This is a genomic window from Corynebacterium sp. KPL2830, assembly GCF_040225635.1.
GTDB lineage: Bacteria > Actinomycetota > Actinomycetes > Mycobacteriales > Mycobacteriaceae > Corynebacterium.
Genome location: NZ_JBEHFR010000040.1, coordinates 1 through 11812, shown reverse-complemented (window position 1 = coordinate 11812; position 11812 = coordinate 1). Strand labels below are relative to the sequence as shown.

The window sequence follows — 11812 nt, the reverse complement described above, 5'->3', positions numbered from 1 at the left end:
AGCGTGAAGCAGAAACCCTTCATACCCCCAGCAACCTCACCCACGGAGTTGACAACCTATATAGGAACACCCCCCTTGTCGCTGAAAACAGCGATAAGAAAAGGCACGTATACAAGGAAAATAGACTCTTCGACTCTTCCGTCGGTCAGGACGTCGGTCGCTTATACGTGGCTACAGTCATTACTTCTGTAGCCCCGGCGGCATGTGTGCGTATCTCTTGGTTAAGCTCAGCTTTATTGCTTAACGACCGTAGTCCCAGGTTCGGCGGGCCTTTTCACCCAAGCCTCACGGTCTTGGGGAGCACCTGGCGGATACGCACGCGCGAAAAGAAGCCAGGCTCTAACCCTGTACATCACGACGTGATTGTTTTACTCCTGCGCTGCATCCGACCCGTAATAGAATTCCCATACTGCGGTCAGACATTTTATCGGCAACGTCACAATGATAAGCGCTACTCCCATGGAAGTGACCTGCGCTTTGGGGTCATTCGCAAGTCCGATCAATATCATTCCAATGAGAGCGCCCAATCCGGCTTCCATTAGCTTCATATTCGCTTCCTTGGGTAACTGCTTCCCAGGCTCGTCGCCTTTTAGGCGATAACACATGAAGGCAACTGCAGAGATGGGTATGAAGAAAACAAGAATCAAGAGAGTCCAGAAGATATTTTTGATGTTGCTGTATGCAAAACATGCACATATTCCAAGAAAAATGGGCAGGATAATGGAGCACACCATGGCTGCCTTGTCGATCCCCTTGATGCGGTTAGTGTGAGATTCCTTTGGACTGTCTAAGCCCTTGCCGCGATTCTCAGGAGCGAGGGGATCTGTGAAGAGTACATTAGGGAAGTTTGCATCATTCGCATATGACGCTTCTTCGTTTATCGTGATTGCAAGGCAAAGCCCGCGAGCCGGATCGTCCTTCTCCTGGACGGCAAAATCCATCGCCCGAATAGCAGGATCGGATTCCTTGAGGTCCTTCTTGGAATAGCTGTTTACGCTACCTGCAACCCGCGAGCCGTCCCAAAGGTTTTCTACAGCCTGAATGACCCACTCCCATGCGGCTTCACGTGAATCAAATCCAGTCTTCCTTGCGTAGACCAAGGATTTACCATTGCCGCCAGTCTTTACATAGTCTTCGAGCAATGCCGTGTAGGTTTCGAGAAGCATTATCTATTCTCCAATCTTGAGGTTTCCGACCCCGATTTCACTTTCAAATGCTGGACTAATGCGGCCCGGCCCGAAACTCCGCGCTGCCTATGGAAGTTGTGCCATCATGAATGATTTCAATTTCACTTCTAGTGAAGCTCATGGTCTCGACAATAGACCGCACCCGCGACATGAGTGCGGCCTATTCGACAGGCGTTGAGCTAGTTGTTGGTGAGTTTCGCATAGTTGGCAAATAGCAGCTCCTGGCGTTGGCGCTCCGAAGTGAGCTTGCGAGGTGCTCCCATTGCTTTATCGACTTCCCTATCAAGCACGTCGTGCTCCTTCACTAATTCTGGTGCCATGGCGAGTGGGTTGTAGTGCTCCGCGAGTGAGCGATCCGGGTGCAGGGCGCGAGCGTCTAGTACTTTCTGTCCTGCCTTGATGATCCGCTCTCGCGTCTTCTCATCCAGTTCTGGTACGGGGAACGTGTTCCACGTAAATGTCCCATAGACCTAGAGCGCTTAGCGCTCGTAAAGCGTGGTCAGCGCAGAAAAGTAGCCGGCAATTCGGTGTCTCTGGTTGTGTCAGGCAACCGCTAGCAATAACTGCGAGCGCCAGGACGTGACAATCACGCGGGGCAAGAAAGTCGCACACGCGACTTTCGCGGCAGCACTAAAGAGCCAAGCGTTAAGGAGCCGTGATGGACAATTGCGAACGCCGCCCGATCTCCGGGGAAGGCAGGGCGGCGTTCTTGCCAGCGGGGCAAGTAGAGCTTCTCGGGGGGTAAATAAGTTAAGCCCCCTTGCCAGCACTACTGACTAACCAAGAGCATAACCACGCGACGTGGTTCCGCAACAGGAACCGGACGTTAGTTTTGTTGCGAGTCTTGGTCGCTGAAAAACTCTGCGGCGTCATCGGTAAGCGCCTCCGCAATGTTTATTAGCTCATCTGCGTCGCCTTGCCAGTCACGCACTGCGGGAGTGCCCGGTAGTTGGTTGAGGACTTCGAGAAAGCGAGCGGCGGCGCGCAAAGCGCTGGCCACTTCGTAGCAATCCCCCTCCAGCTTGGCGGGAGAAGTATCAATCAGGCTCAGGTCGCGGGGTTCGTTGTACTCGGTAAGGAAGCTCATGGTCTCGACAATAGACCGCACCCGCGACATGAGTGCGGCCTATTCGAACAAGCATTGAGCTAGTCGTTGGTGAGTTTCGCGTAATTGGCGAACAGAAGCTCCTGGCGCTGACGTTCGGTGGTCAGCTTGCGTGGAGCACCAAATGCTTTGTCCACTTCCCTGTCAAGCGCGTCGTGCGCCTTCACTAATTCCGGTGCCATGACCAGCGGGGCATAGTGCTCGGCGAGGGAACGCTCCGAGTGAAGCTCGCGCGCCGCAAGAACCTTCTTGCCCGCGTCGATAATCCGCTGCCGGGTCTGCTCGCCCAGCTCCGGGACGGGGAACGTGTAACCAAGTCGAATAAGCCGGCAGTTAACACACCTTATTTTCCGTAAACTGCCGACTATGGAAGAGAAAAACCTCTCGTCATTAGTGTTCGGAAACGTCGTCCTTGAATCTCAGTTTTTGGGGACAACTCCTCGAATATATTCCGCTGACATGCGGTCTTATTATTTACGCCCCAGCCCTTATGCCACTCTCTCTGCCCCCTTAAATGATTTAAGAGGGCAGCTTTAACCTGACCATGCTGAGGCTATCGCTAAGAAAATCTTTGACTCCGTGGCTGACGAGCTGAACGAAAACTACCCAGGTGGTTGTAAGCGCGCAGAGGAGGAACTAAAAGCCTGGCTTATGCAGAGTAATTAGTTCACATTGCACGGTCTAGGAGAGCAGAGGAAGTCATGTTAAAAGCATATAAGCTACCCTGCTCCCTCAAGGTTTTCTTCAAGTGAGGTTTTATATAACTGCCTAGCGGCAGGGGAACCGTATATTGCTTACGGCATTCACACCCTAGGGCTGTATCAGACCAGCTTTCTTTAGGGCAGAAATATGCCGAGCTACAGTGCTTCGTTCGCATCCAATTTCCTCGGCTATTTGCCGTGCGGTCGGGGCACTTCCGGTATCAAAAAGAGTCTGAGCATAGATAGACAGAACGCGTCCACGAGTGCTTTGGCCTTGAACAGACCGGCGCTTATTTGCTGCTGCTAAAGCTTCTCGTTGTTCTTGCGCATATTTACCCTCAGGGTCTGTTTTCCAGCGCTCTGCTGATTTCTTGCCGCCCCTACGCCCCATGGTTGCGAGTGCTTTGCGCTCGCTGCTCGTGGCTTTACCTGGCGCGTTAGAGCCGCTGTAGGCCTCACTCTTGGATTGGGTGACATACCCGCGCACACGACGCGCCATAGTCTGACGGTCGCGCATCGGCGGCATCTCGTTGTCGCGGCCGGCCCCGCCGTGTGTGTGCGCCACGTTGTAGGCATGCTCATAGGCGTCGATGATTGCTGCGTCTGTCAGACGTTGGCCTTGCTGGCGCAGACGATGGCCAGTCTTAAGCGCATGTCTAAAGGCTGTTTCGTCGCGCGCGGCGGTTCCTTGGACAATCCAGAGAACGCGCACGCCGTCGATTAACTCCGGGTCGTACTGGTCGAGTCCACCGGCGATTTCTGCGTCTACGTCCTGGGCAAGCGCTTTGAACGCCTGGGCTTCCTCGCGGCGGGTCTTGACCGCGTTAATGAGTTCGCGGCCAGAGCTAAACTGCTGACGTGGGGTGGGGTCGAACTGGTCGTTTCCTGCCATATCCCTCACCTGCTTTATCAAGTCTCCAAGACGCATCACCCGGTTGTGCTGCCTATACCAACGATAAGCGGTAGGGGCCTTGCCTGTGTAGAACGGGTTGCGGCTAAAACGGTGGGAAAAGTGCGGGTCATGGTCTAAAAGCTCACCCAGCACACGTGTAGTCGCAGCCAGCAACTTCATCTGCGCTGATTTACCGTTACGGTCAGCGTAGACGGGGTCAATCAGCCAGATGAACTGGGCTTTGCCGTTAGTTGGGTTAATACCCACCCAGGCCGGCCCGACGCTATGAGTAATCAGTGAGCGCACCACATCGCGGACGTACGGGTTTAAGTCTGCGGGGTCACCGCCTGCGGTACCTACTTGATCAACGTCTACGACCAGGACGGCAGCGTACTGCTTGGTGGTGAGCATGGCGTACTCGCACCGTCCTAAAGCATCAGTCTCGAAGCGATACATACGCGGCGAGTTCGTACCGTCAGCGTTGCGTCGATAGGCCTTTTTAAAGTCTCGTGTGACTGAACCGTGGAGTACATCGCGGCCTAGATGCTCGCGTAAAAGGTCGCGGTCACTGGCAGATGCTGGGGTGTTATCCAGACCGCCGCGGTCTGGTTCGACGCGGGTCGGTGTTTTAATATGCGCGTTCTGCGCGTAAGCCTGTAAACTCATGGCTGTGCTTTCTCCCAGGTGTGTGCTGGGTGATAAGCGAAAGTCATCGGGTTGCCGCCCGGTGGCTTTCTTCGTTTTTCACTGTCTTTCACCGACTCTAAATGACACCGGTGTTATTTACTAGCCATGACACGCGAAAAATATACCTTTTACCTGCGGTTACGTATGGCTAGACATATGGCAAGACATACGTAACCGCGTTTCAGCTGCACAGGGCTGTCTGCGCATATTTACCCATACGCGGACTTTTCCCAGGTCAGCCTGCGCATATTTACCCATACGTAAAAATTTCGTGCGCAGATTTACCATCACATAAAAATAGCGTGCGCAGATTTACGCATACCACGAAAGCGGTTGCGCAGATTTACCGATACGGCTGCGCTGATCTGACCACAAGCGTGCGCAGATTTACGCATACGGTGGCGAATTATCCAGAGCAACAGGGATACAGCAATACAGTAATACAGGTGCCATAAACCTGTATTACTGTATTGCTGTAAACCTTTATTTATTACTGTGGACGTATTCTTCGAGGTAGGTGCTAACAATCTCGCGGATGGTCACGCCTTTTTGGGCGGCGATGACTTTAAGTTCTGCGTGAAGGTCGCGGTCGATTTCAATCGTCATCTTCTTGACGTAGTCGCGGCCTGTGGGTTGGTGGAATGCGCTTCGCACTGTTTTCTTCTCGGCTGCTGGGGTTAGCTTCGCGGCTTTTTTCGTTGAGGTTCGCGGGCCTTGCTGCGCTCTGGCGCGTTCTTTGCTGGTGCTCATTTCATCATCTCCATGAGTTCGTCGGCGACGTGGTCGTATCCGTGCATGTCTGGGCCTGGGCAGTATCCGAACGCTAGGTGCATATCTTCGCGTAGCGGGATTTCGGTTTTAAAGTGCGGCATGTGTTCTTCATCGAGCGCTTCTCGTGCCGCGTCAAGGGCGCTGGTGCCTTTCCTGGCGAACGTCAGTAAGACTGCATGAGGTGTTCCGTTGACTGCGTCGCGCAGCTCCCATACTCGGGAGAGGTCGGCAGCAGCAGAACGGGTCGGAAGAATGATGAAGTCGCTGACTGCGATTGCTGCTTCGATAGCGTTCTCATCTCCTGGCGGCACGTCGATGAACATGAACTCATCGTCTCCGACGAGCGCTGCTTGCCTATCGACGCGCTTGGGGATGGACAGCTCAACCTCAAACGGCAAGGGGCTTCCTCCATCTTCTGCACGTTCAGACCATTCCAGTGCCGAGCCCTGCCGGTCTAGGTCGGTTACGGTCACGGTCTTTCCTCGGTGGGCGAAAACCGTGGCAAGAAACATCGTTGTAGTGGTCTTGCCGACGCCGCCTTTGGCGTTAATGGCGGTAATGATCATGATTTCTCCCAGGTGAATGCGTCATTGCACATACAATATTACAGTTTTACAGTTTTATTCTTTGCTGTACATTGCCGCTCTCGGTTAAAAGCGCCATTTTCTCGTGGCATCACTAGCCTGCAATCTTGTGGATGATTTATAAAATTTTTCACCATCTATTGTCGGAATAGACAGTGGTCATTCCATTGATTCGTACAGCATAAAGTCCTACAGACAAACACACACCTGCGCTATAGTGCTTCAAGCTTCTTGGAGAGTAGTCGAAGCAACCTGCATATAAAGACTAATTATCCGACTGCTTGAGTGCATGTGCTCATCCCGCCACCATCCCCCTGTTCTCCGTATACACAAAAGTTATCGACCCTAGGAGACACCACAGACTCGAGACAAAAATATACAGATGTGCTATTGGTAGTAAAGGAGAAAATGTTCACGCCAGAAAGTTGAGAATTATGTTGTCCAACAAGATGCGCGCTAAGGCAGTTGCCACTGCAACAGCCTTGGCATGTGCCACCATTGTCGCCCCATCTGCGTCAGCCGTAAGCATAGACCATCCGGATATAGGTAAGAAGCCTGACGAATACGATCTCTATCTGAACCACACCGAACAAACAATGGGCTCGGGGGCTCTGGCAGGAGCTATTGGCGCAGCAATCGGTGGAAAAGACGCCGGAATAATCAGTGGCGCTGTAGGCGCTTGGCTGGGAGACAACGGTTCGTGTCCTGATCACAAAAGCCTAAAGGTTGAACACAGAAGGTACAGTGGACACATCCCAAGCGATCTTGACCCTCGCGGATCTAAAATGTCCTTCTCATGCGTTGATTAAATTTCCAAAATGGAGCAAAGGGGCAATAGTCAATGAACTCTTACACGAGAATCGTTCTATCTGCAGTCCTAGGACTCCTTCTCGTAACCGCTTTAGCTCACTTTGAAATAATCAGCTGGGAAAGCGGCGGAGTTGCTGGATTCACAGCCATCGCTGTCGCAACTTTAATTTCAATCATTCGCTATAAAAAAGAGCCTAAAGATGATTAATTTACCCTTTTGCGATTAGTTTACTTAATCATAAAAGGGTACCGACACTCCCATGGTTCACGAGACAAGAGATAAGGCAAGGAGCATAACAAAATCATTCCCTTTAGATAAGGGATACAGGTACTAGTCTCAAAGACAGACAGCTGTAACACCTCTCCAATGGAACCACATACCAAAATATATTTGGTAATTAACGGAGCTCTTATTGTATTAGCGCTGTCCATTCTTGTTTTCTATTTTGCAGAGGATCATGGTTTACAAGGATGAAGGAACCTTGGCAAGTGCCATAGTGATGGCAATTCTCACTCTACGTGGTGGCTTCATTTTTCTATCGCGAACCGTTTGGATAACTACCGTATCTGGGGGAAATTATCAAATAACTGATAATCCAGACGACTATTCATTAGAAAGAACCACATTCGTTGCTTGGGTACTTTTGCTTATTACCTCGATCATCAGGGTTATAACAAAGGATCAACCTGGCGAGGGGCCTTGGGAGCATTAGAGAACTGGGCTATAGCCCTCACTTTCTGGAATCCAATAATTAGTATCATTGGACCTAGCTGGGAAAACTGAAAGCTCAAGAATCTACTGGGCAGAAAATCACGTGCGCCCCTTGCTGGACGCTAAGGTTCCACAAGAGTTGCGGATAGACTATAAGATTTTTGCCGCTATCGCCCCAATTACAATATGCCATAAGACAGTGGTTGAACGATTAAAAATGTCCTTCTTGAGGACTCACTGCAGAGAAACAGGAACCCGCAGTTTTAATCTAAAGAGTCCAAATGCTGGGCGCGATATTCACTATCCGACATCATCACCAGCCCTCGCTGGATGGACCTCAGGATAGAACATTTCCGGGTCATCGCGAAGGGAGAAGATGAAACTTGGGTGCCTGTCCGCGCACTTTCATAAATCCCACTCTTCTTGAAGGACATGGATATACCCCCAAAGTGGGTACATAAAACTCTCCAGCCCTCTCTAAATTGAATCTGGATTTGCATCTTCAGGTACCGCAGGACGTTTCCACCATAATCCTATTACCCCCGCGTCGCGTCGACATCGCTACTACGGATGAAATTTTTAGCAACGGATTTCCCTCTTCCTTCAGGGAAAACAGTTTTCAACTGCAAAGGAATATTTGGGGGTCACCTGCATAAATGTCGCATGCGTCAATAATTATGGTACGTCGTGCGGTACTTCATGACGTACGGTTAACATATCAGAATGACACAGGCTCCTTACCCCCGTCAACCTCCACCCCCCTTGCGGGTGTGGAAGGTAAATGCGTAGCCTCAAAGGGGTAAGAAAAAATCCTTTCGGGCCGTGCTTGCCGGCTGACCCGAAAGGATTGGATTGACACTCTTTTACACGTAGAAAAGATACGAGCAAATAATGTCTGATCTCATTGTTCCACCCTATCTGATGCCTGTCTACCAGGCGCTCGAGGGCGTCCGCGTGCGCTCCGTGCCAGACGACCCCGAGGAGCGGGATGGCACGCCCAAAACAAGCCCCTCTTTTCCCGGCTGCAGGGCCTGGAAAATGCAGGTCACACTCGTCATGAGCGAGACAGAGGGCGCAGATGGAGCCGTAGAGCGCGAGGTTCGCCGTCAGCCGATCACCGTCTGGGCTCCAGTGCGACCGGACGTCTCTGTAGGGGACCACGTGCGTGCTACTGGACTCATGGCCGGTGCTATCGACGGCACCATTTTCCTGCAGGCCACAGGTATAGAGCGCGTGGAGGAGACCAGCGGTGAGATCCTCTAACAGTGAAGATCTCCTAGCGCCTCTGAACGAGGCCGTGGAGGGACTCCAAGAAATAGTCATGTCTCTCCTTCCTTGGGCAACTGCGTTCATTATCGCCGCTATCGCGCTGCAGGCTCTAGCGCCGTGGCTGTGGTCGAAATGGTGGTATCGAAAACTCCCTATCGCCGGAAAGATCCAGCGTCAGAAGAAACGAATCAGCGAACTTTTCGGTCTGACTATCCCTGGTGTTCATCGTGATGGTCGCATTCGCATTTCCCCTGGCGAGACAGCCGCCTGGCAGAGAGAAGGATTAGCTGAAGAGCTCAGCACCGTAGTACACCAGGCGATGCGCATAAGTGTGGATTCCGGCTACGCCCACATACGGGCCGTTCACCACGTCGGAAGTACTGTAGAAGGAAGTCCTTCCTATGACCCTATAACAGGACAGGTCATCATCGGTGTCGACGTTGAAGAGGGTGAACCTGCTGGGTTTTCCCTACGCGACATATCCGGGGTCGTCGTCGGCGCGCGACCTGGCTCAGGAAAAACAGTACTTTTACACCAGATTCAGGATGCTCTGAAGCCTCACGCTGACGTGGAAATAGCTGAAGGGAAAGGTGCTGAAGACTTAGAAAGGGCAGTTAGCGCTATCGAGGAAGCTCAAAATGAGATGACTCAGCGCCTTGAGCAGGGAATCGACTTCTGGACGAATTCACAAGGCCTCCCGCTTCGCGTGCTCATTTTGGATGAGTCCCAACGGATTTTTGATGCAGTATCCGAAGATAAAACAGATAAAGATGCTGCTAAGGAGCGGGTGCGGATGGTGCGTGATCTGGTGCAGCGCGGCCGCTCAGCAGGAGTAATCACCGTTCTTGCGACCCAACGAATGAGTGCAGACGTGATTCCGACGTCTATTCGCGACCTAGCGACGGTACGTGTTTGCGGGCAGGTCACTGGTGACGACTCAAGGTTGGTGATGGGCAGGCTACCCGAGCCGGGGGACCCCGACCCGTCCCGATTGAAGCCGCGGCGGATTGTCATCGACAACGGAGATGGCGTGTGGCGCGAAGTGCACGTCTTCGAACGCCACAACAGATGACTATTGTCTTCCTGTGCCCCGAGCGCGGAGGGAGTGCACGTCGAACGCTGCAGCAAGCGAGGACGACGCGGCTGGCCACAGGCCAGGTCGCCAAAGGACGAGCGCCGCGGAAGCGGAAGACGTAAGCGACCGAAAGCGATAAGGGGCACAGGAAGCCCATAAGTCACCCGCATAGGCGGTCAAAGTTAAATGCTCCACGCAGACCGCACGTTCTCTACGTGGCAAGGCGGCGAATGCCGCCGCGGCAGCAGGTAGGTGCCGGCGTAGTGTTACCCCGGCGCCTCTGTAACATGTATCAGACCAGCTCAGAAAGGGTATTCAGGTGAAGTAATGCGTAGCACACGTTGTAGCAAGACTACGCAGTCACGGTCATGGATGGCCACAGTATCGGCAGAGAAGATGACTCGAAAGGAGATAGAAGAAGCACTAGCCTCATACAACTATCTAGGCCAGCTCGAAGAAGGCGAAGAAGACGGATACCGCCACTGGCAGCTAATTATCGACGGCGGACAATCCCCTATTAGGTTTTCCACGCTCAAAAGAAGACTCCCAAGCGCTCATTTGGAGCCTCGCAGTGGTCCAATACAACAGGCCATTAACTATGTCACCAAAAAAGAAACCCGCATCATTGATGAACCAAGGTTAGAGCACGGGACAATTCGTCACTGTGACGAGACGGGGCGCCGCAAAGATGTTGAGATAGTCCGCGAAGCAATCCTTGAAAAAGGGCTTTCTGCCGACGAGGTTTTCCTTCAAGTCCCGGAAGCCGCGCACATGACGCTGTTCGTCGAAAAGCTCATCTCTGCCCGCGACCGCTCCCGCCACACTAAACCCCGCCAAATAGAGGTCATCTGGCTCTACGGACCACCCGGAACAGGGAAGACCAGTCTTGCTGTCGAACTGGGCAATACGAACTACTACCGCGTCACTGATTATAAAAACCCATTTGATGGCTATATGGGAGAAGAAACGCTCATCTTGGACGAGTTCGACGGAGAAATTCGCCTCAGTACGCTCCTTAATATCCTCGATATCTGGCCAACGACACTTCCCGCTCGCTACACCAACAAAACAGCTCGCTTTAACCAAGTGGTACTTGTATCCAACGAAGCGCCTTGGACCTTCTACACGTGGGAACCACTATCACGAAGACGAGCCCTCGCTCGTCGCATCAACGCAACCACACGTGTAGATGAGTATGGGGCGTACGATGAAACCCGCCTACAAACCAAGTTTCTTTGCTAGTAGCCAAGATCTAGTAGAGCTGGTCGGCCTAGACAGAATATAGATGCCTAGGCCGACCAGCTCTACTCTCAATAGTCCAAGATGGGGCCTGTTAAGCTCATCTGTGAAAACTACTTAACTACGATACGACACTCCCCCGGTGTCCCTACACGCCCGTGCGCATTAATTTGGACGTGATCCAAGTCCCCGTTATAAATATTTGCACCAGTCTGCACACTGGTAGTGGTACTAGATAACTCAAAGTTATCTTCTTGTAGGACTTTTTCTCCGCTCATGTACTTAATAGTTAAGGCATCACCAGGTTGCCCTTTGTACACAATATGCGGCGTATTTTTTCCTTATCCATGCTCACAATTTGCGGATCGCACTGACCGTTGTCAGAAACGTTTCCGAGTATAGGGGAGTCTGGCGGACGGGGTTCAAAATTCTCTAGAGAGCTATTGCTTCCATCTGCTTCTTGAGAAGTACTATCTTGATCGCTACATCCAGTAACTAATAGTGACAGGGCAATAGCGCCAATAGAGATTTTGTTTAACCGCATATCTTAATTTTACAAATGCAGCGCAATCGTAACGCATATAGATAGTAACTTAAAGTCATAGTCTGAGCCTCTTTACCGTCAGGGAGCTGAGCCAACCATAATCAATTAAGCAAACGTCTTGCCTCCCTTCCTGAGGGAGGGCTCAGAGGGAGCGCCGTGCCCCATTACGTTGTTAGCAGTTCCACCCCAGGGCACCGAAGATTCATAGCCTGTCCACCCGAGTGGGCGGGCTATGT

At 52.1% G+C, this 11812-nt stretch carries 11 protein-coding genes and 1 pseudogene; 5 read left to right on the top strand and 7 right to left on the bottom strand.

Annotated features, from left to right (window positions below; translation table 11 throughout):
- Positions 1-368 precede the first annotated feature (368 nt).
- The 4 genes from ABRP87_RS10530 to ABRP87_RS10515 all read right to left on the bottom strand — a co-directional run bounded on the left by ABRP87_RS10530 (position 369) and on the right by ABRP87_RS10515 (position 2582).
- Positions 369-1166 carry a hypothetical protein gene (locus ABRP87_RS10530; RefSeq protein ID WP_349868719.1) on the bottom strand — a complete coding sequence of 266 codons (798 nt, stop codon included), beginning with the start codon at positions 1164-1166 and terminating at the stop codon, positions 369-371.
- A 200-nt stretch (positions 1167-1366) separates the two neighbouring features.
- Positions 1367-1615: a type IIL restriction-modification enzyme MmeI gene (locus ABRP87_RS10525; protein WP_349868723.1), complete on the bottom strand. Its 249-nt coding sequence runs from the start codon at positions 1613-1615 to the stop codon at positions 1367-1369.
- Positions 1616-2013: 398 nt separating this feature from the next.
- Positions 2014-2274: a hypothetical protein gene (locus tag ABRP87_RS10520; protein WP_349868717.1), complete on the bottom strand. Its 261-nt coding sequence runs from the start codon at positions 2272-2274 to the stop codon at positions 2014-2016.
- Between the two features lie 59 nt (positions 2275-2333).
- The gene (locus ABRP87_RS10515) at positions 2334-2582 is read right to left on the bottom strand and encodes a type IIL restriction-modification enzyme MmeI (protein WP_349868721.1); all 249 of its coding nucleotides are present in this window, start codon (positions 2580-2582) and stop codon (positions 2334-2336) included.
- Positions 2583-2658: 76 nt separating this feature from the next.
- Here ABRP87_RS10515 and ABRP87_RS10510 point away from each other — a divergent pair.
- Positions 2659-2958: pseudogene (locus tag ABRP87_RS10510) on the top strand (hypothetical protein).
- 144 nt (positions 2959-3102) lie between these two features.
- Here ABRP87_RS10510 and ABRP87_RS10505 read toward each other — a convergent pair.
- From ABRP87_RS10505 to ABRP87_RS10495, 3 genes are all read right to left on the bottom strand, one after another.
- A complete protein-coding gene (locus ABRP87_RS10505; protein ID WP_349868715.1) occupies positions 3103-4551 on the bottom strand; it encodes a replication initiation protein in 1449 nt (482 codons plus the stop codon).
- A 504-nt stretch (positions 4552-5055) separates the two neighbouring features.
- Entirely contained in the window at positions 5056-5322 is a 267-nt protein-coding gene (locus tag ABRP87_RS10500) for a hypothetical protein (RefSeq protein ID WP_349868713.1), read from the bottom strand.
- Complete coding sequence (locus tag ABRP87_RS10495; RefSeq protein WP_070455422.1) at positions 5319-5909, bottom strand: AAA family ATPase; 591 nt, start codon at positions 5907-5909, stop codon at positions 5319-5321. The genes ABRP87_RS10500 and ABRP87_RS10495 overlap by 4 nt, the downstream gene beginning before the upstream one ends.
- An 859-nt stretch (positions 5910-6768) precedes the next feature.
- On the opposite strand from ABRP87_RS10495, the gene ABRP87_RS10490 reads away from it, so the two are divergent.
- From ABRP87_RS10490 to ABRP87_RS10475, 4 genes are all read left to right on the top strand, one after another.
- Positions 6769-6945, top strand: coding sequence for a hypothetical protein (locus ABRP87_RS10490; RefSeq protein WP_349868711.1), 177 nt, complete (start codon positions 6769-6771; stop codon positions 6943-6945).
- A 1395-nt stretch (positions 6946-8340) separates the two neighbouring features.
- Positions 8341-8712, top strand: a complete 372-nt coding sequence (locus ABRP87_RS10485; RefSeq protein ID WP_349868710.1) for a hypothetical protein — start codon at positions 8341-8343, stop codon at positions 8710-8712.
- A 58-nt stretch (positions 8713-8770) separates the two neighbouring features.
- Positions 8771-9790, top strand: a complete 1020-nt coding sequence (locus ABRP87_RS10480; protein ID WP_349868708.1) for an ATP-binding protein — start codon at positions 8771-8773, stop codon at positions 9788-9790.
- A 399-nt stretch (positions 9791-10189) separates the two neighbouring features.
- The gene (locus ABRP87_RS10475) at positions 10190-11035 is read left to right on the top strand and encodes a hypothetical protein (protein ID WP_349868707.1); all 846 of its coding nucleotides are present in this window, start codon (positions 10190-10192) and stop codon (positions 11033-11035) included.
- Positions 11036-11812 lie beyond the last annotated feature (777 nt).